The organism is Kribbella sp. NPDC050281, assembly GCF_040655855.1.
In the GTDB taxonomy this organism is placed as follows: Bacteria; Actinomycetota; Actinomycetes; order Propionibacteriales; family Kribbellaceae; genus Kribbella.
In genome coordinates this window covers 1-24,159 of sequence record NZ_JBFAKS010000021.1, presented here as the reverse complement: position 1 = coordinate 24,159, position 24,159 = coordinate 1, and the positions used below count along the sequence as shown (strand labels likewise).

Here is a 24,159-nt window from a genome sequence, read left to right as displayed (position 1 = left end):
GCAGAAATCAGGGTCATTGCCCACATAGCGAGATACCTGTCCGGGAAACGACCTTGCCGCGCTCAGTGGATCAGGGCCTGGATGCCGGGAGCGTAGAGGTCGGCGATCGTGTCCGGCTCGGCGCTGGCGACCGGACCGGTCTTGTCGATCGACATGGCGGCGCCGAGGCCGAGGAGCTGGCCGGTGATCAGGCCGGCCCGGATGTCGATGTCGTCACCGGTGAGCCGGGCCGCGAAGCCGCGGGTGACCTGGTCGCGGAAGTGCTCGCGGATCAGGGCGCGCTCGTTGCCGCTGCCGGCCGCGAACACCACTCGGACCAGGAGGTCGAGGCCGTTCGTCCGGCGGTAGTTCACCAGCGTCAGCACGGCGTGCCGGCCGAGGTCCTCGTCGGGCGCGGCGAGCAGCAACTCGGCGGCCTCACTGAAGTCGGCGACCCGGTCGAACAGGGCTTCCTTGCTGCCGAAGTGCTTGACGATCAGCGCCGCGCTCACGTTCGCGTCGGCGGCGATCCCGCGGAGCGTGACCGCGTTGTAGTCCTGCAGTGCGAACGCCCGTCGCGCTGCCCGCAGGATCGCGATCCGCCCCGGATCGGTCACGTCGTACTCGCCGTCGTACTCGCCGATGCCTTGGCCGTGGTCTCGAGGTGGACCGGCGTCTGCCGCCGGGCCGGGATGAGCGTCACCAGACCGGCCGCGACCACCGCGGCCACCCCGGCGATGACGAACACGATCAGGTACGCCGACAACGCGGGCGCGACCTGGCCGTCCTTGGCGATCGTCACGCTCGCCAGCACGGTCGCCACGATCGTGCTGCAGATCGCGGAGCCGATCGTGCGCATCAGCGTGTTGAGGCCGTTCGCCGCGGCCGTTTCGGTCACCGGCACAGCATGCATGATCAAGGCCGGAAGTGCCGAGTACGCGACCGCGGTTCCGGCCGAGACGACGGTCGCGCCGATGACGATTCCCGCGATGTTGCTGCTGGTGAAGAGCCGGACGACGTACCCGGCCGCCATCAGGATCGACGCGATGATCAGGGTGAACCGCGGTCCGCGGGCGGACGAGATCCGGGCCGAGACCGGCGACAGCAGAACCATCGCGACACCGCCCGGCAGCAGGCACAGCCCGCTCACCACGATCGACGCGCCGAGGCCGTACCCGGTCCACTTCGGCTCCTGCACCAGCTGCGCGGTCGACAGCGAGTTGGCGTAGAACGAGAAGCCGATCAGCAGGGCACCGAGGTTGGTGAACAGTACGGCGGGGCGCGCGGACACCCGGAGGTCCACGAGCGGGCTGCGGGTCCGGAGTTCGAAGATTCCCCACAACGGCACGAGCACGACGGCGACGGCGTACAGGGCGACGACGGTCGTCGTACTCCACGTGCTGCTCTTCGACACGGCGAGCAGGAGACAGACGAGGAACGCACTCAGTCCAAGGGCGCCGGGTACGTCGAAGCGTCCCCTGGTCCGGACCGCGGACTCGGGGACGATCAGCAGTACCAGGAGGACGTCGAACAGGCCGATGCCGACGCAGATCCAGAACATGGTGTGCCAGTTCGAGTACTGCACGACCAGGGTCGCGGCCGGGATGCCGAAGGCCGCGCCGACGCCGAGGGTCGAGCTCATCAGCGCGATGGACGGGATCACCCGGCTCGGTGGCAACTCGTCGCGCAGGATGCTGATGCCGAGCGGTACGACGGCGACCGCGGCACCCTGGAACGCGCGGCCGACGATCAGCACCGTCAGGTCCGAACTACTTGCGCAGAGCAACGAGCCGATCACCATGGAGCCCAGCGCGATCAGCAGCACCCGGCGCTTGCCGTACATGTCGCCGGCCCGGCCGAGCAGCGGGGTGAACACCGCGCCGGTGAGCAGAGTCACAGTGATCAGCCAACTCACGTCCGAAACCGGACTATGGGTGATCCCGGGGAGCTCGGGCAGCAGCGGTACGACGATGGTCTGACTGACGGAGACGAGAACGCCACACGATGCGAGCGCGGCAAGAATCAGCCGCGGACGGGCGGCAGGACGAACGCTCAAGGCACTTCCTCACGGCGGTGAACCCACGTTTACTTAGCAAGACTAACGAAATCCCGCCCGCACCGAAAGTTGTTTTTCCCCAGACAACGAATGACCCCCACCCCTCAGGAGGAGTAGGGGTGGAGGTCGTCCTTTGTTGGCCGATCGGGCCCGGGCGCCCCAGGGGAAGGACGTTGCCGGGCCCGATCGTTGTCGGTCCGCCTAGAGCGAGGGGTTGCGTCGGCGGACCGAGTCTGTGGCCGGCGCGCCGGCCTTGCGGCGGCGCGCCGGGCTTGAAGCCAGTGCGCTGATCCTGAGGTCAGCGCACTGTCCTGGGGTCAGCGCACCGGGCCGGTGATGAGTTCGATCGTGGCCTTGTGCTGCTGGCCGGACTGGTCGGTCCAGCCGACCTCGACCTTGTCGCCGGGGTGCTGTTTGTTCAGAAGGCTGGACAGGGCGTCGGCCGAGTCGACCTCGTGGCCGGCGAAGGAGGTGATGACGTCGCCGGCGGCGATGCCGGCGTCGTCGGCCTTGCCGTCCGCGAACACGTCGCCGACTGCCGCGCCGGTGACGCCGGCATCGGTGACCACCGAGATGCCCAGCATCGGCGAGTCACCGATGTGTACGGCATCCGATGCCTTGCCGTCCTGGATCTGGTCCGCGATGTCCATGGCCTGGTTGATCGGGATCGCGAAGCCCTCGGTCGTGCTCTGGCCCTGCCCGTTCCCGCTACCACCGTTGCCCGAACCGTCGCCGAACCCGTTGCCGGAACCATTGCCGCCCGAGCCGTCGCCGGACCCGTTGCCGCCGGACCCGTCGCCGAAGCCGTTGCCGCCGCCGTTCCCGTTACCGAACGGGTCCTGGGATCCGTCGCCGAACGGGTCGTCGTTGCCGTTTCCGGTCCCGTTGCCGTCCGCCGTCTGAATCGCGGTCGCCGGGGTTCCGTTGGTCGCCGCAGCCTGGACCGCGGTCGTGGAGGCGCCGGTGGTTGCCGCCGCCTGGCCAGGCTGCCCTTGCCCGCCGTTGTTTCCGCCGGACCCAGCGGTGTCGACACCGATCACCTCGCCGGACGCGTTCGCGAGCGGTCCGCCGGAGTCTCCGGCCTGGATGTTCGCGTCGGTCTGGATCAGCCCGGTGAGGTTCTCCGGGTCCTGCCCGTTCTCGTCGGTCGCGGTGATCGCCTGGTTCAGCCCGGTCACCTTGCCGGCCGCGTGGCTCGGCGTACCGCCGGTACCACCCGCGTTGCCGATTCCGACCACCTGGTCGCCGACCGCCACCTTGTCCGAGTTGCCGATCTTCGCGGTCTCCAGCCCGGACGCATCCTTCAGCTTCAGTACGGCGATGTCGTGCTGATCGTCGTACCCGACGACACCCGCCTGGTACGTCTTGCCGTTCCCGATGTCGGTCACGGTGATGGACGTGGCGCCCTCGATGACGTGGTGGTTGGTCAGCACCTCACCGTCAGAGCTCAGCACGATCCCGGTCCCGGCGGCGCGAGCGCCTTCGAACCCGAGCACCGTGTTCACATCCACCAGCCCGGGCGAGACCTTCGCCGCGACTGCCGACGCGTCGAACTGCTGCTGCGAGAGCTGCGAACCGTTCCCGCCGGCCTGCCGACCGATGCCCCAGGCAACAGATCCGGCCACCAGTACTGCGGCCAGCCCGAGCGCACCCGCTCCCAGCAACCGACGCCCGCGCCGTCCCGGACGCGGTGTCTGCGGGCCGAACGGGTAGTACGGCGGCTGCCCATACGGCGGCTGTCCCGCGTAGTGCGGCCCGGGGTACTGCTGGCTCGCGTGGTGCTGCCCATACGGCGCCTGCCCAGCATGGTGCTGTCCGGCCTGCTGCTGCCCATACGGCGGCTGCCCCGCAAACTGCTGTCCCATGTGCTGCTGCACAAACGGCGGGTGGCCCGCCTGCTGCTGCGGTGCATTCTGCTGTCCCGGGTACGGCTGTCCGGCCTGCTGCGGCGCGGCATATTGCTGCCCCGGCTGCTGCTGCCCCTGGTACACCTGTCCCGGCTGCTGCGGCGCTTGCTGCGGCGCCTGCTGCTGCGGCACCTGCTGCTGCGGTGCCTGCTGCGGTGCCGCACTCTGTGGTTCGGACTGCAGCGGACTCGCTTGCTGTGGTTCCGCGTGCTGCGGGTCCTGCGGTGCCGCTTGCTGCGGACCGGCCTGCCAGCTGTCCGGTTGCTGCGTAGGCTCCTGTCCAGCTTCCTGCCGTTCCGCGCCCTCGTTCATTCCCCTTGCCCTCCTCAGCCCAGTTCTCTCTGCAGTCGATTAGAGCTCGCCAGACTGAGAGCCTCATTGGGCCAGCCAATGAATCAGCTGAGAATCTTTTCCACCGCCTCCACCACCGCCCGGCGCCGCAACGCCCGGCTCGGTACGCCGGTGCCGTACTCCGGGTTCATCGACGACCAGCTCGTCGCGATCGCCTGGATCAGCGAGAGCAGACTGACCGCCGCGAACTGCCCTGGCACGACCCGTCGCCGCTGAGCCCGCACGAGATCGTCCAGCCGGCTCCGATTGACCGCGAGAATCGCGTCCAGCGGATGCCCTTCCGGCCGCTCCAACCGGTACCAGACCGACAACCGCAGGTGCTCGGGATGCTCCTCGAAGTAGTCGAACACCCGCCCCGCGTACGCCGGCAAGTCCGTCGCGTCGAACCCCACCTCCTCGAGGTAGGCCTCCACCGACGCGGTGAAAACCGCATCGAACAGCCCGTCCTTGCTCCCGAAGTACGCGTAGAGCATCGCCTTGTTGCACCCGGCGACCTCGGCGATCCGCTGGACTCGCGCCCCGGCGATCCCCCGCGCGGCGAACTCCTCGGTGGCGGCCGCCAGGATCCGCGTCCTGGTCCGATCGGCGTTCCGTTGCTGCATGCCTCCAGCGTACCAACCAACCGGTTAGTTGATTTCTCGTAGATCGCGAGGTTAGCTTGGTGAAGTATCCAACCGTTTGGTTAGTTAGGAATGATCATGAGCAAGATCTGGCTGATCACCGGCAGCTCCCGCGGGCTCGGCCGCGCCCTCACCGAAGCTGTCTTGGCCGCCGGCGATCGAGTCGTCGCCACCGCCCGCAAGCCCGAGCAGCTCGACGATCTGGTCGCGAAGTACGGCGACCAGGTGCGGGCGGTCGCCCTGGACGTGACCGACGCGGCTGCGGCGCGGGACGCCGTACGGACCGCACTGGACGAGTTCGGCGGTCTCGATGTGGTGGCGAACAACGCCGGCTACGCGAACAGCGCCGCGATCGAGGAGACGCCCGACGAGGACTTCCGGGCGCAGATCGAGACGAACCTGTTCGGCGTCGTGAACGTGACCAAGGCCGCGCTGCCGGTGTTCCGTGAGCAGCGGAACGGGCATTTCCTGCAGTTCTCGTCGATCGGCGGCCGGGTCGGCGGTACGCCCGGGATGGGCGCGTACCAGACCGCGAAGTTCGCGGTCGAAGGGTTCTCGGAGGTGCTGAACAACGAGGTGAAGCCGTTCGGCGTGAAGGTCACGATCATTGAGCCGGGCGCGTTCCGGACCGACTGGGGTGGTTCGTCGATGGCGATCGCACCCGTCGGAGCCGACTACGACGCCACGGTCGGCGAAATGAACCGCTTCCGGCTGGAGACCGACGGCAAGCAAGCCGGCGACCCGGCCAAGGCCGCCCGCGCGATCCTCGACATCGTGGCGCTCGACACCCCACCCCTCCGCCTCCTCCTCGGCAACGACGCCCTCACCCACGCCGACCGAGCCTCCCGATCGCGTGCCGAGGAAGCCGCCACCTGGGCCTACCTCAGCACCTCAACCGACTTCGCCTGACCACTGCCCACTACCTCCCGGAGGCCGAGCCGCGGGCTCGGCGAACTGAGGCTGGACTTTGGAGCCGAGTACATGTCTACACTGTAGATATGATCTACAGTGTAGACACCACCGCGACCGAGCTGTACGTCGAGCGCACCGGGGCCGGCCCGGCCGTCGTCCTCGTCCCCGGCGGCGGTGGCGACGCCGCGATGTACCAGGATCTCGTGCCGGTCCTGGCCAGGCAGTTCACCGTCATCACCTACGACCGGCGCGGAAACTCCCGGAGCCACTGGAAGAACGGCCAACAGGACGTCGGTCTCGACGAGCAGGCGGCCGATGTCGTCGCGATCCTCGATCACGCCGGACTCGACCGAGCCTTCGTCTTCGGTTCGAGTTCCGGTGCCGCCATCACCGTCACCCTGCTCACGTCGTACGCCGAGCGCCTCGCCGGGGCTGTCGTCCATGAGCTGCCCGCCATCCGCGTGCTGCCCGACGCGGACCTGCAGCAAGCCTTCTTCGACGAGGTCGCACGGATCACCGAGCGCGAAGGCGCCTTGCCCGCGATGTTGAGGTTCGCCGCGACCACGATGGACAAACCGCCGCGGATGCTCGAGCACCGGCTCGGGCGGAGCGTCGGCACGGCAGCGATCAAGCTCGCCAATCGCGTCACCCCGAAGTCCAACGAGATGCGTCGGCTGTTCGGCAACGCTGACCTGTTGATGCGTTCCGAGGTGCCGTCGTTCGTCCGCTGGCAGCCGGACCTTGATGCCTTGCGCAACGTCGGAGTTCGATGGGCGTTCGCGGTTGGCGTGGAGAGCGTGGGGCGCTACTACAGCCGTCCCGCCCGGCAGCTCAGCGCGGAGCTCGGCGTACCGTGCCTGGAGTTTCCCGGTGGGCACCTCGGCTACCAGCGGCATGCGGAGGAGTTCGGCCGCCGGCTGGGAGAATTCCTGCATGGCTGACCGGACACCGCCGACGCGGAACGTGCTGACGCGCGACTACATCGCGACAGTGGCGCTCGATCTGATCGACCGGATCGGGCTGGGGAAGTTCTCGATGCGCAAGCTGGGCGCCGAGCTCGGAGCCGACCCGATGGCCGCATACCGTCACTACGCCGACCAGGAGGACTTGTACGACGGCATCGCCGAGCTTCTGTTCGACGCCCTGGAAACCGACGCCCTGCCCTGGGACGGCGATTGGCGCGATCTCTGCTCGGCGTACTGCGAACGCCTTCGCGACACCCTGCTACAGCATCCGCACGCCGTCACCGTTTTCGCTTCCCGCCCGGTCCGCTCCCCCGCGTCCATTGCCACCGGCAACCGAATGATCGCGAAGCTGCAGGACGCCGACTTCACTCCCGCAGAGGCGCTGCAGATCGCCCGCTGCCTGCGCGAGTTCACGATCGGCCACGCGTTGACCATGGCGGTCGTTGCCCTGGGCGCCGGCGACCGCAGCCGCAAGCCGGCCCCCGCCGACCCCACCTACAACCTCCTCGCCGAGGCCGCCGACGCAGAAGCCCAGTCAGACGCCGAGGCCGAGGCAGACGCAGAAGCCAAGGCCGGCGCCGCCCGAGCCGGCGCCGGCGGGCACTTCCGGCTCGGGCTGCAGGCCATGCTCGACGGGTTCAGCGCAGGTCGCGGAAGAAGTCGCGGACGTCGGTGATCAGGACGTCTGGGATCTCGAGGGCGGCGAAGTGGCCGCCGTGGTCCAGGTCGGTCCAGCGGGTGATCGTGTTGTCCCGCTCGGCGTAGCGGCGGATCGCGACGTCGTGTGCGGTGGCCAGCACTGCGGTCGGGACGCCGGAGTTCTCCTTGTGCGCTCCCCACGGCTCCTGCTCCGCGTACCCGACCAGCGCCGCGGAACCCGCCGTCCCGGTGAGCCAGTAGAACATCACGTTGGTGAGCAGCCGGTCCTTGCTGATGATTGCATCAGGCAAGGTTTCCATCGGGTGCGTCCAGGCGCGGAACTTGTCCGTGATCCACGCGAGTTGCCCGACCGGCGAGTCCACCAGCCCGTAGGCCAGCGTCTGCGGCCTGGTCGACTGGATGGCGATGTAACCGAACTCGTCCTGCATGAACTGGCCGATCCGCGCGATGCGGTCCTGCTCCAGCGGCGTCAGGGTCTTCAGTTCGTCATCGCTCAGCGGGAACGGCGGCAACGAGGGCCCGCCGTTGGTGTGTACGCCGACAACATGGTCGCTGGCCGCCCGCGCCACCTCGGGAGAGACCGCACCGCCGATGTCACCGCCCTGTACGCCGTACCGCTCGTAGCCGAGGCGATCCATCAACTTGGCCCAGGTACGGCCGATCTGCTCCCTGGTCCAGCCGCGCTCCGAGACCGGTCCGGAGAAGCCGAAGCCAGGCAGCGACGGGATCACGAGATGGAACGCGTCCGAAGCCACCCCACCAAAAGACACCGGGTCGGTGAGCGGCCCGATCAGGTCCAGGAACTCGACGACCGACCCCGGCCAGCCGTGCGTCAGGATCAGCGGAAGGGCATCCGGTTCGGGCGACTTCACATGCAGGAAGTGGATCTGCTGATCGTCGATCACGGTCGTGAACTGCGGATACGCGTTGAGCTCCGCCTCCGCCGCGCGCCAGTCGTAGCCGGTTCGCCAGTAGTCGACCAGGTCGCCCAGCCAGGAGACCGGTACGCCGGTGTCCCAGTCGTCTCCCGGGAGCGCGGCCGGCAGCCGGGTGTTCTCGAGGCGAGCAGTCAGGTCGTCGAGCGTGCTCTGCGGGATGTCGATACTGAATGGCTTGATCATGCTTCGACTCTCTCATCCAGTTAGGACAGCTTCAGTCCTAACCGGATGGCAGAATCCGATCATGCTGGAAACTTCCGCTCGACTGCTCAAGTTGCTGTCGCTGCTGCAGTCCCCACGGGACTGGAGTGGAGCCGACCTCGCCGCTCAGCTCGGCGTCGGCGTCCGGACCGTCCGCCGGGACGTGGACAAGCTGCGCAACCTCGGCTACCCGGTCGACGCCGTACCAGGGGTGGCCGGCTATCGGCTCGGGGCCGGCGCCGCGCTGCCGCCGTTGCTGCTCGACGACGACGAGGCGGTGGCGGTCGCGATCGGCCTCCGAGCGGCCGCGATCGGCAGCGTCGCCGGGATCGAGGAGTCGTCGGTCCGAGCGCTGACCAAGCTCGAACAGGTGCTGCCATCGCGGCTGCGGCATCGGGTCAAGTTGCTGCAGGCAATCGCCGTCATGCCGGCCGGCGGGGCCGCTGTGCAGCCGGAGGTGCTGCTCGCAGTGGCGGAGGCCTGTCGCGATCGGCAACGACTGCGGTTCGACTACCGCAGCCACGACGGTACGGCGGGTCGTCGTACGACGGAGCCGCATCGGATGGTGCACACCGGGCGACGGTGGTACCTGGTGGCGTGGGACCTCGACCGCGACGACTGGCGTACGTTCCGGCTCGATCGGCTGGAGCCGCGGATCCCGACCGGACCACGGTTCACCGCACGCGAGGTCCCGGATCTGGACGCGACGGCACGTGGAGTCGCGTCAGGTGGCTATCGGTACCAGGCGCGCTTCGTCATCGAGGCATCGGTGGAGGTGATCACGGATCGGCTGGCGCCGAGCGTCGCGACGGTGACGCCGATCGACGCGAGGACGACGCAGGTCGATACCGGCGCCAACTCACTCGACGAACTGGCGTTGCACATCGGCCTGCTCGGCTATCCGTTCCAGATCCAGTCGCCGCCGGAACTCGTTGCCCACATCCGCGAATTGACGACTCGCCTGGCTGCCGCGGTCCCGGCGGACTGAACGGTAGCGTTCGGTCATGGTGCTCGCCGGGGTGGAGGATCGGTACGTCGAGACCGTGCTGGGGCGGATCCGGTTGCGGGTCGGCGGCGAGGGGCCGGCGATGCTGTTCTGGCCGAGCCTGCTGATGGACGGCACGCTGTGGTCGGGCCAGGTAGCGCACTTCATCGACCGGTTTCAGGTCATACTCGTCGATCCACCAGGGCATGGTGGAAGTTCAGCACTGACGGGACCGTTCACCTTCGAGCAGTGCGCCGAGGTGATCCGCGCGAGCGTCGACGAGCTCGGCGTCGGGCAAGTACATGTCATCGGCAACAGTTGGGGCGGGATGATCGGCGGCACGTTCGCCGCACTCCACCCGGACCGGACCGGCATCGCCGTACTCATGAACGCGACAGCGTCACCGGCCGGCCCCAGGCAAAGGTTCGAGTACGGCGTGCTGACACGGACGGCGCGGGCGCTCGGTGGGATCAAGGGTCCGTTGGTCGGCCCGGTGATCAATGCGTTCCTGGGTCCGACGGCGCAACGCGAGAAGCCAGATGTTGTTGCCGCGGTCAACGATCTGGCGCGAAGGGTGGACATCACCTCCGGCCGGCACGCAGTCACCAGCGTGGTCCCGCGCCGCCCGGATCAACGGGAGTTGTTCGGCCGGATCCGCACGCCGGTCCTGGTCGTCGCGGGCGCCGAGGACGCAACCTTTCCGGTGGCCGAGACCGAGGAGATGGCGGACTCGATCCCTGGCGCGCGTTTCGTCGTACTCGAGCAGTCCGCCCACCTGGCCGCGCTCGAGTCCCCCACCGAGGTCAACGCCCTGATCGACGACTTCCTCGCCGACCACCCGTAGGCAACCACCCTTCCCGGTGGGAAGGGTGGTTGCCGAGGGTCAGTGGTTGCTGACGACTGCTCCGGTGTCCGGGTTCAGGATCAGCGTGTTCTTGCTCGGGTGCCGGAAGTCGAACATGCCGCTCAGGCTGCCGGCGCGCTGGTCGAACGAGTGGTCGCCGATCTGGCCGGTCCGCCAGTTGTCCTCGATGAACTTGAGGATCGAGGTCTGGTCGGTCAGCGAGTGGTCGACGTGGTTGGTCTTCGCGTACGGCGAGATCACCAGCAGCGGCAGGCGCGGGCCGTAGCCGCAGCGGTCGGCGTAGCCGCCGGACACCGGGGCCTTGCCACACAGGGCCGACTGGTCGAGCGCGGCGTCCTTGGAGCCGTTCACCGTCGGCGACTTCACGTGGTCGTACCAGCCGTCGGAGTCGTCGTAGGCCACGACGACCGCGGTCGACGACCACTCCTTGGACTTCTGCAACTGGTTGATCTCCTTGACCACGAACGCCTGCTCGTCCAGCGGGTCGGAGTAGCCGGCGTGACCGTCCTGGTACTCGCCGGCCTTCAGGAAGCTGACCGCCGGCAGGTTGTTGGCTGCCACGGCAGCGTCGAAGTCCGACGTGTCGTACTGGTGGTTGGCCTGGTCGGTCTGACCGATGGCCTGCACCGAGCTCGGCGGCAGGTGCTTCGGGTTCGCCGTCGACTCGTAGTACTGGAACGGCGCGTGGTGCGGGCTGTAGTCCAGCGCCGCGATGCCGCCGACGTTGGTGTGCTGCGCACCGCAGACGGCCTTGCCGTTGGCGGTACTGGTCGGCTTGAAGCCGCCCTGGAACCAGCCCCAGGTGACGTGCTTCTGGTTGAGCAGGTCACCGATGTTCTGGCCGTGCATCGCGGCCAGGTTGTTCGTCGACTTGCCGTTGCTGTTGGAGCAGTCGTCGTAGAACGGGTCGGGGTCGTTGGTGACGGTCCCGATGCCGTTCTCGTCGGGCGACTGCACGGCGTACGCGTCCGTGGTGGGCTTGCCGGTCTTCGGGTCCATCGCCTGGACGCCGTGGGTCTGACCGGAGATCAGGTTCAGCGCGCCCGGGGTGGACGGGCCGTACACCGTGTCGAACGAGTTGTCGCTCAGCGCGTAGTGCTGGGCGTAGTTCCACATCGCGGTGACGGTGTTGCCGTCGTAGTAGTCCATCACCAGGCCCGGCTCGCCGAACAGCACGGGCTGGCCGGTGCACTTGTCCGTCTCGGTGTTCTCGACGAACTTGTCCATCTTGCGGCCGTCGACGGCCTTCTGCTCCGGACCGTAGCCGTGGTTCTGGTCGCAGGTCAGTGCCTGCGACGGCGCCAACCGCTTCGGGTCGTAGGCGTTCGGGTTGCGGGTCAGCAACTGCTTGGACAGGCCGTTCACCTTGGGCGTGTGCCGGTCGGCCTTGAACGGCGTGCCGTCCTCGTTGGTGGCGTTCGGGTAGGTGCCGAAGTAGTGGTCGAACGAGATGTTCTCGCCGAAGATCACCACCACGTGCTGGATCGGTGTGGCCGGGTGGGCCGGCTTGTACGAATAGGCGGCGTTGGCCACCTGGTTGGTGTCGCCGCCGCTACAGCCGGCCAGCAACACGCTGGCCGCGGCCACGGTGGCCGTGGCTGCGACACGAAGTCTTGCACGCATGCCTTCTCCTCCTGAGTAACTCATGCGAGCAACGACCGCCCGAAGTGGTCGTTGCTGTCCCGTACACCGGGAAGCGCGAAGAAGTACCCGCCGCCGACCGGCCGGATGTAGTCGACGAGGGGCTCGTCGATCAGCCGGGTCTGCACGGCCTCGAACTGCCGGGCGATGTCCTGCTGGTACGCGCAGAACAGCAGTCCCATGTCCAGGTCCCCGACCGAGTCGGTGCCCTTGTCGTAGTTGTAGCCGCGGCGCAGGAACTGGCTGGCCGCCGTGTGCGCGGTGCGGGGGTTGGCCATCCGGATGTGGCTGGTCAACGGGATCGCGCCGCCGGTCGGGTCGGCCGGGTAGTTGGGGATGTCGCTCTCGCTGTTGCCGTCCAGCGGCGCGCCGGAGTCCCGCCGCCGGCCGAACATGTTCTCCTGCTCGCCGACCGACACCCGGTCCCAGAACTCGACCAGCATCCGGATCTGGCGCAGTACCTGGTAGCTGCCGCCCTCGGTCCAGGACGGCTCGCCGTTTCCCTGGCCCACCCACACGAGCTTGTCGTGGTCGGCCGGCTCCGGCTTGACGATGCCGTCCTTGAAGCCCATCAGGTTGCGCTGCGTGCCGGACGGCCGCGGCGGGCTCTGGAAGCCGTCGACGCGCCAGCGCAGCTGCATCGCGCCGCGGGTGTGCCGGGCGATGTCCCGCAGCGCGTGCAGCACGGTGTCGGTCTCCGACGCGCACAGCTGCAGGCTCAGATCCCCGTGGCACTGGCTGTCGTCCAGGCTGTCGTTGGGGAACTCCTTCATCGCCGTCAGCTTCGCCGGCTTGCGGTCCTTCAGGCCGTACCGGTTGTCGAACAGCGACGCCCCGACGCCGACGGTGATCGTCAGGTCGTCGGCGGGCATGTCCGGGCCGAGTACGCCGGAGTCGGCGGGCGGCGCGGTGATGCCCAGCGGCGGCAGCGCACCGCCCGCGGTGAGCATTCGTGCCCGGTCGGTCAGCGTGGTGAACAGGTCGGTGAGCTCGCCCTTGTTCGCGGCGATCACGTCGAACGACGCGAAGATCGCCTGCTTCTGTGGGTCGGTGGTGATGCCAGCCTGGTGTACGCCGTGGAACGCCACGGAAGTCGACGTCGCCGCGTCGGCGGACACAGTCAGCCCGGTCACCGCAGCCGCGCCGGCCCCGGCCAGCGCGCCGCGCAGGAAGGATCGGCGCCCGACGCCGGTCATGAGGCGCTCCTCCGTACTTCGCAGATGGCCGCGACGGGGGCGAGTAGCTCCAACAGTTCACCGACCGCGCCGTTGAGCTGTTCCCGGGTGGATTGGTCCAGCTGAGCGACTGGGGTGTTCCGGTGCGCGGTCAGCAGCGTGCGCACCCGGGCTTCCCACTTCCGCACCTGGGTCAGGTCCGGGTAACGAGGCTTGAGCACCGGGTCCAGGATGGTCAGCACCCTCGCCGTACCGTCCAGGTTGGCCAGCGCGGTGTTCAGCGACGTACCGCTGCCCTGGTCGTTCTCGCCGGTCAGCTCGAACTGGAGGGCGTTCTCCATGATCTCGTGGGCGCGCAGCCCGAGATCGTTCGGATCCACCTGTTCGTTCGGCAGGTCGTGCTGCAACCCGTGCACGTCGGCGGCCAACTGGTCCGCGATCGGCTTCAGGGCGGTAGCGGAAGCGTTGTGCCACAAGCCCTTTTCCAGCGGATGGAAGCCGGCGGATCCGTCGATCTTGTCCGCGAAGTCGCCGAACGCGTCGTAGGCCGCACCGAGCGAGTTGTACGCGAGGTGCGCAGGCAGCCAGTCGGCCCTGGCGGCGGCCAGGTTGCCCGCGTCCACCTCGCCGCGCAGCTTGTCCGTCTTGACTGCCAGATCGGCGACGCCGCCTGCGACGGCGGCCTCGTACTGCTTCACCAGCGGCAACATGTCGTTCTTGGTGACGGCGACCGCGGCCGGGCCGCCCTGCGCGTCGCCCGCAACAGTCACCGTCGGACCAGTGATCGCGTCGGTGTCCTCGATCAGGCAGCGGATCGCGTACTGCCCGGCGCCGAGCTGCACGTCCATCGGCGCGCTCGTGTTCGGGCCGAGGCCCTCCACCTCGCCGTACACCTTGTTGCTACTGACCTCGACGAGGTCGACCTCGGCGGCCGCGTCGCCGGTGTTGTGGACGACGATCGTCTGCCGACCCGTCGTCGCGCCGGTCCAGCCCTGGCCGCACTGGCTGCGGGACACGGTGATCTGGGGCGGGCCACCGGCCGCGTCGGCGGAGCCTGACCAGGGTCGCCACACCGCCACCGCTACGACCGCGCCAACCACGACCAGTGCGATCGCCGCCGGCAGCGGACGGGTAGTGCTCACGCGAGGGACTCCTGATGATCGGCAATTTACATTCGTGGGTGATGTTAATTGGCCGATCACGGGAATCGAGCGGTGTTGGTCCGCTCGTCATGCACTGTTCGTTTAGCGGCGGGACGGGACCGGGGTGCGACTGAGGTCGGAGGCGACCACGATCTCGCCGGAGAACTCGGCGGCGGCTTCCTCATGGAAGCGTTCGGGCTCCAGGTAGCGCTGGGAGAAGTGGGTGAGGACCAGCTTCCGCACTCCACACTCAGCCGCGACCCGGGCGGCCTGGCGAGCCGTGAGATGGCCGAAGCGGCGAGCCAGTTCCGTCTCCGACGACAGGTAGGTCGACTCGATCACCAGGAGATCGGCACCGTCCGCCAGGCGCAGGACGTTGTCGCAGAGCCGGGTGTCCATGATGAACGCGAAGCGTTGGCCCGGGCGCGGTTCGCTGACGTCCTCAATCCGGATCACCCGTCCGTCAATCTCCAGCGAGCCGGCCTGCTGCAACCGGCCGATCGCGGGGCCGGTGACGCCGGCGGCAGCAAGCTTGTCGGGAAGCATCCGGCGGCCGTCAGGCTCGATCAGCTGGTAGCCGAAGGACTCGATCGAGTGCTCCAGCCGCCGTGCCCAGAGCTGACCGAACGACCCGACGGACAGCATGCCGTCGTCCTCAACCGGTTCCTCGAGCAACTCGGCGCGCTCGAAGAACGAAGCGGCGTACCGAAGTCTGGTGAAGTACGTATGCCCCGACGCCGGGTAGTGGGCGTGGACCGGATGCTGCACGCCGTCCAGTGACAGGCGCTGCACGATCCCCGGTACGCCGAGGCAGTGGTCGCCGTGGAAGTGCGTGACGCACAGCCGCGTGATCGCCCCGGCCGCGACCCCGGCGTACAGCATCTGCCGTTGGGTCCCTTCGCCCGGGTCGAACAGGAATCCCTCGTCGTCCCAGCGCAGGAAATACCCGTTCTGCGTGCGTTCGCGGGACGGCACCTGGCTTCCGGTGCCCAGCACAACGAGTTCACGCACCCGCCCAAGCTAACGCAGCGCCGCCTCGAATGCCGACAGGAATACCTCCACGTGCGACGACTCCCAGATCAGCGGAGGACGGATCTTCAGCACTCCCCCACCAGGCCCTGTGGTCCCGACGAGTACGCCGTTGTCCCGCAAACGCTCGGCAAAGTCGCTGGCACCCGGCATCTCCACCCCGACCATCAGCCCCTGCCCGCGCACCGGCAGATCCGGCACCAGCGACTCGAGTCCGGCCCGCAACTGCGCACCGACCTCACCGGAGCGAGCGACCAGGCCGGTCTGCTCGATCACGTCCAGCACGGTCAGCGCGGCGACGCACGAGACCGGGTTCCCGCCGAAGGTGCTGAAGTACTCGTCGACCTCGACGAACGCCTCCGCGATCTCCCGCCGGGTGATCAGCGCCGCGACCGGATGCCCGTTGCCCATCGGCTTGCCGAGCGTGACGAAGTCCGGCGTCAGCCCGAAGTCCTCGAACCGCCACAGATTCCGCCCGCCGCGACCGAACCCGGCCTGCACCTCGTCGGCGAGGAACAGCCCGCCGGACGCCCGCGCCTCGTCCTGCAACCCGCGCATGAACGACGACCCCGGCGTCAGGATCCCCGCACTGCTGAACACACTGTCCACCGCAAGCAATGCCAGGTCGTGGCCCGCTCGCCCCAGCTCACCACGTGCGCTCCGGACTCGCTGTGCACCCGCCATCCCGTCATCCGACGGGTCCCGAGGTGCCTCGAAGACAGCCACATGCGCCGGCCGCGCGGACGCCGGATACGTGTTGGTCGAGAACGCCGCCGTCGCCTCACTGACCCCGTGGTACGAGAGATCCGCGACGACCGCACCATCACGACCGGTCACCACCCGCGCCATCCGCCAGGCCAGATCGTTCGCCTCGCTTCCCGAGTTCGCGAACACACACGTGTCCAACCCAGCAGGCATCGACGCGACCAACCGCTCCGCCAACTCGACCACGTTCGGATGCAGATAACGCGAGTTCAGATTCAGTACGGCGGCCTGCCGCGAAAGCGCCTGGACGACGGCCGGATGCGCATGCCCGACCACGGGAACGTTGTTGTAGGCATCGAGATACCGCCGTCCATCGGCTGTGTGGATCCATGCGCCCTCACCCCGCACGACCTGCAACGGCTGCCGGTAGAACAGCGGCGACAGCTCACCGCCGAGGGCGGCCTCGCGGCGTACCAGCAAGGTCGGATCGGCGGCCTGTACGGACGCGACCCGCGAGGTGCCGCACAGGCGATGAAAGCGCTGCGCGAGGTCGGCAGGCTCCACAGCGGTCAACAGGTCGAGGATCCGCCAGCTTCCTGCTACCAAGCTGGTCAGATACTCCTCGTTGTCCGGATAGAGCGGCGCACGCCAGGCCGAGATGAGCACACTGGCCGCGGACCGAGCGAGCACGAGTTCACCGATCAGCTCCACCTCGGCCGGCTCGAGCGGAAGCACCCGCTGATAGCCGTCGAGGAAGCGGCCGGCGTCCGCCCAGAGGTCGTCGGACTCCCGCAGCAACGAGGTCAGACTGATCGCCAACTCGGCGACCCGGGCGGTGTGGTGCATGTCGCCGAAGTCGATCACGCCCGTGATGCCGCCGTCCTGCATCAGCACATTGCTCAACGTCACGTCGCCATGCAGCACGGATCCGGGCAGCGCGCGCGTCGCCGCATCGAGTCCTTGAAAGCGATCGAGCAGTCTCCGCATCGGTTCCCGGCGATGCTCCTCCGGCAGGCGATCGGCGTACGCGCGAAGGCTTGTGACGATCCGCGGATCCCAGTCCAGCCGCCGGTACGCCGCTGGATGTCCGAAGCCCTGCAAGGCGCGGGTCAACCGGGCAGCTACCGCCCCGAAGTCGGCCGCGAACCATTCCGGCAGCGCGGCGAGATCGGCGACCTGGCCAGGCATCACCGTCATCACGCGGACCTGATGCTTGCGCCCGTCCGCGGCGTCGACCATGACCACCGCGCGACCATCGATGCTGGTCACCACGCGCGGAATCGGCAGACCGGCATCGACCACCGCGACGTGGTCCATCGCGGCGCACTCCATCGCGATCTGCTCCGGATCGTCGCCGGAGTTCGACACCTTGACCACGAGCCGCTGCCCGTCGGCCTCGGCGAGGAAGTTCCGGTCGCGCTCACTGCGCAGCTCGGTCACCTCGGCGTCGAGGCCGTACTCGGACCGCAGCAGTCGCGCCGCCGCCCGGATGTCGACCTCCGGCGGATCCTCGAGCATGCTCGGCGTCCGCTCGGGGATGGTGTCCACGGCAACTCCTCTGCTCACGGGACCCGGAATTCCAACGGCTTCGGCTCCTCCGCGTAGGAGAACTCGCCGTTCTCGTCGACGCGGATCGCCTGATCGTGCCCCGGGTACACGATGTCGGCCAGCGCCGCGACGCGTTCGACGGAGGCATCCGCGCGCTCTTGATCGTACGGTCTGCCCGAGGCCCGGCAGGCTCGGAGGACGCCAAGGGTCGGAACCGCATCGGCCGCGAGTACGGCGGTTCCTTCGGCGGTCGCGACCGACAGCCCGACCGAGCCCGGAGTGTGCCCCGGCAGCTCCACGATCTCGACGCCCGGCATCAACTGCTGCCCCTCGACTGCCTCGTGGAGGTCCAGGCCGTCGAACATCGCCTTCGCCCAGCCCGGAGCGATCGGGGAGTCGGACAGATGCGGCAGCTCGGCAGGATGGATGAAGACCTGCGCACCGGCGAAGAGGTCGACGTTCTGCGCGTGGTCCCAGTGCGCGTGGGACAGCACCACCTGGTCGAGGTCACGTGGCGCCAGGCCCCGGTCCGTCAGCGCCTCGAGCAGGTGCCGTCGACGGCCGACGTGCCCGAAGTCGAACAGGATGCGCTGGTTTCCGTCCTCGACCAGGAGCACCGAGCAGAAGGCCGGATTGCCTTGGTTCGAGGTCAGTAAGTGACCGGTCAGGAGCGTGGTCACCGTCGGCATGAAGCCTCCAGGAGGTGGAACAGCAGCGCCCGCGGCTTGAGCACGTACGCACACGGGGCGCTGCTGGATCAGGTGAGGACGAGCGGTCCGGCCTCGATCAGCAGGGACGGGACGACCACGCTGTCCATGAAGGTCTGGTCACCGATCTCGCGGACGGCGCCGACAGCCAGAACGGCGTTCAGGACCTCGTCCATGCGGAAGGTGAACCGCAGCTGCGGGTGCCAGGCGACCACCTTGCCGTCCTCGGCCCAGTAGGTGGCGTCTCGCGTCGTACCGGTGACGAGGGTCTGCTTCGGGTGCAGCACCCGCAGGTAGTCGAGCCGGTTCACCACCAGTCCGCCACCGCACTCGGCGAGCAACTCGTCCTCGGTTGCGTCACCGGCGTCAAGCAGCAGGTGCGACGGAACCGGATCGCCGCCGAAGCGCCAACCGTCCGGTACGGCGTGACCGGTCGGGACTCCACCGGTCAGGCCGGCCCGTCGCCGGTCGGACACCAGTCCGGTCAGCACCCCGCGCTCGATCAACGGCGTCCGGCGGCGAACGTTGCCTTCAGCATCGAATCCGCTGAGCAGCCCGGCCGCGTCGGTGGCGTCGTCGACCAGCGTGAGATTCTCGCTCACCACCTGCTCGCCCAACCGCCCGGTCAGCACCGACCGCCCGCTCGCGTAGTGCTGCGCACCGAGAGCCCAGAGGCCGAAGGTGGCGATCAGCGTGTTCACCGCCGACGGCTTGAGCAGCACCCGGCAGCTGCCGTGGAACTTCTCCCGCACCGGCAACGGGCGCAACGCCTCGCGCAGCCGGCCCGGGATATCGCCGACCGGGATCAGATCGGCGTCGCGGTGCACCAGCTTGACGCTCGCGGACTGTCCGTCCTGCTTGGCGATCGCCTGGATCGATGCCTTGGTCAACGTCTCGGACCGGAACAGCCCGGTCGAGTCGGCAACGGCACGGTCCAGTACGTCGTACCGGATCGCACCGCCGAGACGCGCGGCCGGATCCAGACCGTCGCGGACGGTGCTGAACCACTGGTGCCGTACGGCGGGGTCGCAGTCGACGATGGATTTCGCCGGCTCGACCGGCACCTGCTCACCGTCCGCCACCGGCTGATCGGAGGCACTGTCCGTCGAGTCGGAAGTGGGGAGCTCCGCGAGGGCGGCGTTGAGCCGATCGGCGAGGACACGCACGGCTTCCGGGTCGAGGGTCTCCAGAGTGCCGCCGGCGATCCGTCCGTCCCGGTTCACCTTGACCCGGACGCGCAGCCTGCGCTCGCTGTGCTGTGCGGTGATCTCGGATTCGGCGTACCGGAGCAGGTCGGCGTTCTCGCCGAGCACGTCCAGCCGGCTGCCCGGCCCGAGGATCTCCAGCGCCTGCTCGATGTCTGTCCGCTCGATGCTCATCGTCCCACCTGCACGTTCTGGAAACGTCCCGGCACGGTGCCGTGACCGACATGAGCCACCTGCAGCGGCTCGCCCTTGTTGCACGACGGGACGCCGTGCAGCTTCCACTCGTCCGGTCCACCGAGCGCGTCCAGTCCGGCCCAGAACTGCGGGGTCACGCTCTGGTAGCTGCAGTTCTTCAGCAGCCGGCCGAGCTTGCCGTCGCGGATCTCCCAGCCGAGTTCGGTGGTGAAGCGGAACGACATCCGCTGGTCGTCGATCGAGAAGCCGCGGTTGGTGTCGACCAGGATGCCGCGCTTGGTGCCGGCGATCATCTCCTCGAGCGAGGACTCCCCCGGCTCCAGGCAGATGTTCGTCATCCGCACCAGCGGCAGCCGCTGCCAGCCATCGGCCCGGGACGCACCGGTCGGCTGATCGCCGAGCGCCGCTGCGGACTCCCGGCCGGACATGTAGCCGAGGAAGATCCCATCCTTGACCAACTGGGTGCGCTGGGCCGGCACACCCTCGTCGTCGTACCCGAAGGAGCCGAGCCCACCGGGGATGGTCGCGTCCGCGTACGCCGAGACGATCGGTGAGCCCCAGCGGAAATTGCCCCGGCGCTCGGGCGTCGCGTACGTGCCGCCGGCCAGACTGGCCTCGGTGCCGAGCGCGCGGTCGGCCTCCATCGGGTGGCCGGCGCACTCGTGCAGCACCATCGCCAGCTGGTTGCCTCCAGCAATGAGTGTGGTGACCTCGTCCGGGCACTGCGGCGCGGTCAGCAGCGCGACCGCCTCGGACGCGACCCTGGCCGCGTTCTCCACCAGGCCGAGCGACTCGACGTGCTCCCAGCCGGCGGTGGCGAAGTCGCCACGCTGGCCGCGGATCTGCCGCGGGACGCCCTGCGGGAAGGATCGGCGCTGCAGGTCGTCGCCGTTGCCGGCGTTCACCATCAGGCCGCCGCCGCTCTCGGTCAGGGTCTGCTCGATCAGCGCGCCCTCGGTGTTCGCGAACACCTTCTCGTCGCGGTACAGGTCGATCGACGCCTCGATCTGCTGGACCAGCGGACCCGCGGTCGACGCCTCCTTGACGGTGGCGGACAGCAGGTCGAGCTTGGTGCTCAGCGGGACCTCGAAGGGATCGATCCGCAGCGGCGACGACCAGGTGGCCCGGGTCGTCACCGGCGCACCGAGGTTCACGTGGCCGCCTCCGCCGGTCGCCCGCGCCTGGCCGACCGCCTGCGCGATCACGGCGTCGAGGCCGCGGGAGTCCAGTCGATGGGTGGCGGCGAAACCCCACTGGCCGCCGATCAGCACCCGGAGCCCGAGGCCGAGCGAGTCGTCATACCCGACCTCGCCCGGACCGTCCAGCTCGACGAGGACCTGTTCGTGGGTGCGCCGGACCACCCGGATGTCGCCGTACTGCACGTCCGCGGGCAGCAGGGCCAGCACGGTCTCGGCGGTGTCGCGCATCACGGCGCGATCACCTGCTCAGGTTGGGAAGGAGTCACGGTCGGACCTCCGGTTCGGGGACGGATGGATCGGCGCCTCGACCTCACCGTAGCAGATGCTACGAGATTTTGAATAGATGTTGTGATTGCTACAGAGGCTTGATGCCGGACGTACGGCGGCCCCGGTCGCGCACAGGCGCGGCCGGGGCCGATCGTCAACAGGGCTTGGGTTTTCAGCGCTTCTTCGGTCGTACGTCGATGGCCAGGCTGATGCTGAACGCGACGACGATCAGTGCGCCGCCGAGCAGGGTCAGTCCGGTGTCACCGAACAGTCCGGCGGTCATCGCGGCGAACAGGACGACGAGGGACAGCACCACGGCGACCGCGATCTTCCAGTCGTCACCGATGATGAAGTCGTACCAGAACTGGCCGAACGCCTTGAGGAACTTCATTTCTTCACCTCCACAGGGATGTCGCCGGCCACGACCGGCGCCGGTACGGCGGGCTTGCGCAGCACGCTCACGAAGATCCGGCTGAGCAGCAGCCACGCGGCCAGCAGGACCAGGATCATCAGGTCGTGGCCCGGCCAGTCGAGGCTCTCGCGGCCGTCGCGGAAGATGCCGATGCCCTCGACCGCCCAGTAGGTCCCGAACGACGCGAGCAGCAGGCCGACGCCGTACTTGAGCAGGTTCTCGTTGATCATCGACAGTGGCCGGCGCAGCGCGATCGCGATGCCGAGCACGATGACCACGGCCGCGGCCGCACCCAGGCTGGCGCCGGGGATGTTGTCCGCGTTCAGGCCGAAGGTGAGCACGATGAACACGACCTCCATGCCCTCCAGGAAGACGCCCTTGAACGAGACCATGAAGGCGAACAGGTCCAGGCCGCCCTTGCTCTCACCGGCCGCCTTCGCCGCCTCGACCTCCTCGCGGTAGATCGCGTCCTCGTCGTGGACCGCCTTACGCCCGGACGATCTGAGGATCGCCTTGCGCAACCACTGCAGGCCGAAGATCAGCAGCAGACCGCCGATCGCCAGCTGCAGCGCCGATTCCGGCAGCCAGTTCGCCAGCGCGTAGCCGGCCGCCACGGTGACCACCGCGAGCGCACCGAGCGCCGCGAACGTACCGACCAGCGCCGACTTCCAGCTCCGCGTGTAGCCCATCGCCATGACGATCGTGGTGGCTTCCACCATCTCCACGAAACACGCGACGAACGTCGCGACGATCAACCCCCACGTTGCCGCGTCCATCTCTCACCATCCCTCTGTCAGTTGCAACATCTGTTGCACGAAACGATAGTTACACAGATCCGGAAGTGTCAACGGAACGTCTCGTACGTCGGGCCGCACCCGGCCGCGGGCATGCCGAAGCACCCGAGGTGATCAGGGAGTCACCTCGGGTGCATCGACCGAGAGGGTCAGGCCAGCGCGGCCACCAGCGTGGACGCGGAGATGTTGCCGCCGCAGGACACCACAGCGACGCGCTTGCCCTCGAGTTCGGTCCGCCGCGCGCGCGTGGCGGCGAAGGCCATCGCGGCGGAGCCTTCGATCAACTGGTGCTCGGTGTCGATCACCATCCGCAGCGCGGCGCTGATCGCGTCCTCACTGACCAGCACCCAGTCGTCGACCAGCTCGCGGCACAGCTCGAACGTGATGCTGCCTGGTTCGACGCTGCCCGCCGTACCGTCCGAGAGCGTCGCCTGGGCGTCGACCTGGATGATCTCGCCAGCTCGGACCGACGCCGCCATCGCGTCGTCGCGGACCGGCGAGGCGCCGTACACACGGATGCCGGGCAGGTGCTTCTTGAGCACCGACGCAACGCCGCTGATCAGTCCGCCGCCACCGACCGCGACCACCACCGCGTCGAGCGGTTCGCCGCCGAGCTGCTCGAGGATCTCCACGGCGACCGTGCCCTGCCCGGCGATGATGTCCGGGTCGTTGTACGGCGGCACGTAGGTCAGGCCGTGTTCGTCCGCATAGGCCCGGGCCTTCGGCTCGAGCACACCCGAATCATTGCCCTCAGCCCGTAGTTCCAGGCCGAGCCGGCGCAGCGCGGCCACCTTGCTCGGCGACGCGTTCTCCGGCAGGTAGACGATGCCGTGCCCGCCGAGGGTCGCGAGCGCGTTGCCGACACCGAGTCCATGGTTCCCGGTCGAGGCGGTCACCACACCGGCCTGGCGCTGCTCGTCGGTCAGCGTCAGGATCTTCGCCATCGAACCGCGTGCCTTGAACGAGCCGGTGCGCTGGAGGTGCTCGGACTTCACCAGCACCTCGGCGCCGAGCTCGTCACTGAACGCACCGAAGCGGACGACCGGCGTGAGCGGCAGGTGCTCACGCAGCTTCGGTGCGACCCGTTCCGACCGCTCGGCCGCTTCCGCGGGGCTCAACGTCATGCAGTACTCCTTATCCGGTTGCGACTGAGAGCTGGGCCCGGAGGCCGGCTCGCAGCGGGATACACATCGGTTTACCACTGACCGGGTGAGGCACGACCTTGGACTCCACCCCGAACACCTCCCGGATGGTGTCGCAGGTGAAGACGTCTTCGGGGGTGCCTTGGGTGACGAGGCTGCCGGATTTCATCACGAACACGTGGTCGGCGTATTCGGCGGCCATGTTGAAGTCGTGCAGCACCATCGCCACCGTTTTGCCTTGCTCCTGGTTGAGCTGGTGCAACAGGTCGAGCACCTCGAGTTGGTAGGCGACGTCGAGGTAGGTGGTGGGTTCGTCGAGCAGGATGAGGTCGGTGCCTTGGGCGAGGCAGAGCGCGATCCAGACGCGTTGGCGTTGGCCGCCGGACAGTTGGTCGACGTGTTGGTGGCGTAGTTCGGCGGTGCTGGTGACGTCCATGGCCCATTCGACGGTGTCTTTGTCGGTTTGGCTGGGGACCTTGAGGGAGGTGCGGTGGGGGTGGCGGCCGAACCAGACCAGGTCCTCGACCGAGATCGACTCGGGCGTGACCAGGACCTGGGG

22 protein-coding genes are annotated in these 24,159 nt (G+C 68.4%); 5 read left to right on the top strand and 17 right to left on the bottom strand.

The annotated features are described in order from the left end of the window. Positions 1-62 precede the first annotated feature (62 nt). From AB0I34_RS22685 to AB0I34_RS22670, 4 genes are all read right to left on the bottom strand, one after another. Entirely contained in the window at positions 63-596 is a 534-nt protein-coding gene (locus AB0I34_RS22685) for a TetR family transcriptional regulator (RefSeq protein ID WP_360447940.1), read from the bottom strand. Then, the gene (locus AB0I34_RS22680; RefSeq protein WP_360447938.1) at positions 593-2,035 is read right to left on the bottom strand and encodes an MFS transporter; all 1,443 of its coding nucleotides are present in this window, start codon (positions 2,033-2,035) and stop codon (positions 593-595) included. Before AB0I34_RS22680 ends, AB0I34_RS22685 begins: the two co-directional genes overlap by 4 nt. A gap of 317 nt (positions 2,036-2,352) precedes the next feature. Beyond that, on the bottom strand, positions 2,353-4,254 hold the full coding sequence (locus AB0I34_RS22675) for a trypsin-like peptidase domain-containing protein (RefSeq protein ID WP_360447935.1): 1,902 nt from the start codon (positions 4,252-4,254) through the stop codon (positions 2,353-2,355). Positions 4,255-4,337: 83 nt separating this feature from the next. Continuing rightward, on the bottom strand, positions 4,338-4,895 hold the full coding sequence (locus AB0I34_RS22670) for a TetR family transcriptional regulator (protein WP_360447933.1): 558 nt from the start codon (positions 4,893-4,895) through the stop codon (positions 4,338-4,340). Between the two features lie 96 nt (positions 4,896-4,991). On the opposite strand from AB0I34_RS22670, the gene AB0I34_RS22665 reads away from it, so the two are divergent. The 3 genes from AB0I34_RS22665 to AB0I34_RS22655 all read left to right on the top strand — a co-directional run bounded on the left by AB0I34_RS22665 (position 4,992) and on the right by AB0I34_RS22655 (position 7,466). After that, entirely contained in the window at positions 4,992-5,822 is an 831-nt protein-coding gene (locus tag AB0I34_RS22665) for an oxidoreductase (protein WP_360447930.1), read from the top strand. A gap of 89 nt (positions 5,823-5,911) precedes the next feature. Further along, positions 5,912-6,766 (top strand): alpha/beta hydrolase, encoded by an 855-nt coding sequence (locus tag AB0I34_RS22660; protein WP_360447928.1) that lies wholly within the window; start codon positions 5,912-5,914, stop codon positions 6,764-6,766. Further along, on the top strand, positions 6,759-7,466 hold the full coding sequence (locus tag AB0I34_RS22655; RefSeq protein WP_360447926.1) for a TetR/AcrR family transcriptional regulator C-terminal domain-containing protein: 708 nt from the start codon (positions 6,759-6,761) through the stop codon (positions 7,464-7,466). The genes AB0I34_RS22660 and AB0I34_RS22655 overlap by 8 nt, the downstream gene beginning before the upstream one ends. Here the strand turns inward: AB0I34_RS22655 and AB0I34_RS22650 are convergent. Then, positions 7,429-8,571 carry an epoxide hydrolase family protein gene (locus tag AB0I34_RS22650; protein WP_360447924.1) on the bottom strand — a complete coding sequence of 381 codons (1,143 nt, stop codon included), beginning with the start codon at positions 8,569-8,571 and terminating at the stop codon, positions 7,429-7,431. The genes AB0I34_RS22655 and AB0I34_RS22650 overlap by 38 nt on opposite strands. Before the next feature lie 61 nt (positions 8,572-8,632). On the opposite strand from AB0I34_RS22650, the gene AB0I34_RS22645 reads away from it, so the two are divergent. Both AB0I34_RS22645 and AB0I34_RS22640 read left to right on the top strand, forming a co-directional pair. Next, a complete protein-coding gene (locus AB0I34_RS22645) occupies positions 8,633-9,577 on the top strand; it encodes a YafY family protein (protein ID WP_360447922.1) in 945 nt (314 codons plus the stop codon). A 16-nt stretch (positions 9,578-9,593) separates the two neighbouring features. Beyond that, positions 9,594-10,418, top strand: a complete 825-nt coding sequence (locus AB0I34_RS22640; RefSeq protein ID WP_360447920.1) for an alpha/beta hydrolase — start codon at positions 9,594-9,596, stop codon at positions 10,416-10,418. Between the two features lie 39 nt (positions 10,419-10,457). Here the strand turns inward: AB0I34_RS22640 and AB0I34_RS22635 are convergent, their stop codons facing one another. The 12 genes from AB0I34_RS22635 to AB0I34_RS22580 form a co-directional block, all read right to left on the bottom strand. Next, on the bottom strand, positions 10,458-12,062 hold the full coding sequence (locus tag AB0I34_RS22635; RefSeq protein WP_360447918.1) for an alkaline phosphatase family protein: 1,605 nt from the start codon (positions 12,060-12,062) through the stop codon (positions 10,458-10,460). Positions 12,063-12,082: 20 nt separating this feature from the next. Beyond that, positions 12,083-13,276: an iron uptake transporter deferrochelatase/peroxidase subunit gene (gene efeB, locus AB0I34_RS22630; RefSeq protein WP_360447916.1), complete on the bottom strand. Its 1,194-nt coding sequence runs from the start codon at positions 13,274-13,276 to the stop codon at positions 12,083-12,085. Continuing rightward, positions 13,273-14,397: an EfeM/EfeO family lipoprotein gene (locus AB0I34_RS22625; protein ID WP_360447914.1), complete on the bottom strand. Its 1,125-nt coding sequence runs from the start codon at positions 14,395-14,397 to the stop codon at positions 13,273-13,275. The genes efeB and AB0I34_RS22625 overlap by 4 nt, the downstream gene beginning before the upstream one ends. Before the next feature lie 102 nt (positions 14,398-14,499). After that, positions 14,500-15,408, bottom strand: coding sequence for a ribonuclease Z (locus tag AB0I34_RS22620; protein ID WP_360447913.1), 909 nt, complete (start codon positions 15,406-15,408; stop codon positions 14,500-14,502). 9 nt (positions 15,409-15,417) lie between these two features. Then, positions 15,418-17,679, bottom strand: coding sequence for an aminotransferase class III-fold pyridoxal phosphate-dependent enzyme (locus AB0I34_RS22615; RefSeq protein WP_360447911.1), 2,262 nt, complete (start codon positions 17,677-17,679; stop codon positions 15,418-15,420). Positions 17,680-17,693: 14 nt separating this feature from the next. Continuing rightward, positions 17,694-18,368, bottom strand: a complete 675-nt coding sequence (locus AB0I34_RS22610; protein WP_360447909.1) for an MBL fold metallo-hydrolase — start codon at positions 18,366-18,368, stop codon at positions 17,694-17,696. Positions 18,369-18,436: 68 nt separating this feature from the next. After that, on the bottom strand, positions 18,437-19,765 hold the full coding sequence (locus tag AB0I34_RS22605; protein ID WP_360447907.1) for a metallopeptidase TldD-related protein: 1,329 nt from the start codon (positions 19,763-19,765) through the stop codon (positions 18,437-18,439). Beyond that, entirely contained in the window at positions 19,762-21,213 is a 1,452-nt protein-coding gene (locus AB0I34_RS22600; RefSeq protein WP_360447905.1) for a TldD/PmbA family protein, read from the bottom strand. The genes AB0I34_RS22605 and AB0I34_RS22600 overlap by 4 nt, the downstream gene beginning before the upstream one ends. A 211-nt stretch (positions 21,214-21,424) precedes the next feature. Next, positions 21,425-21,643: a hypothetical protein gene (locus AB0I34_RS22595; protein WP_131362723.1), complete on the bottom strand. Its 219-nt coding sequence runs from the start codon at positions 21,641-21,643 to the stop codon at positions 21,425-21,427. Further along, complete coding sequence (locus AB0I34_RS22590; protein WP_131362721.1) at positions 21,640-22,440, bottom strand: TMEM165/GDT1 family protein; 801 nt, start codon at positions 22,438-22,440, stop codon at positions 21,640-21,642. Before AB0I34_RS22590 ends, AB0I34_RS22595 begins: the two co-directional genes overlap by 4 nt. Before the next feature lie 167 nt (positions 22,441-22,607). After that, positions 22,608-23,582, bottom strand: coding sequence for a pyridoxal-phosphate dependent enzyme (locus AB0I34_RS22585; RefSeq protein ID WP_360447902.1), 975 nt, complete (start codon positions 23,580-23,582; stop codon positions 22,608-22,610). 10 nt (positions 23,583-23,592) lie between these two features. Next, on the bottom strand, positions 23,593-24,159 hold a 567-nt coding region (locus AB0I34_RS22580; RefSeq protein ID WP_360447900.1), incomplete at its 5' end, for an ABC transporter ATP-binding protein.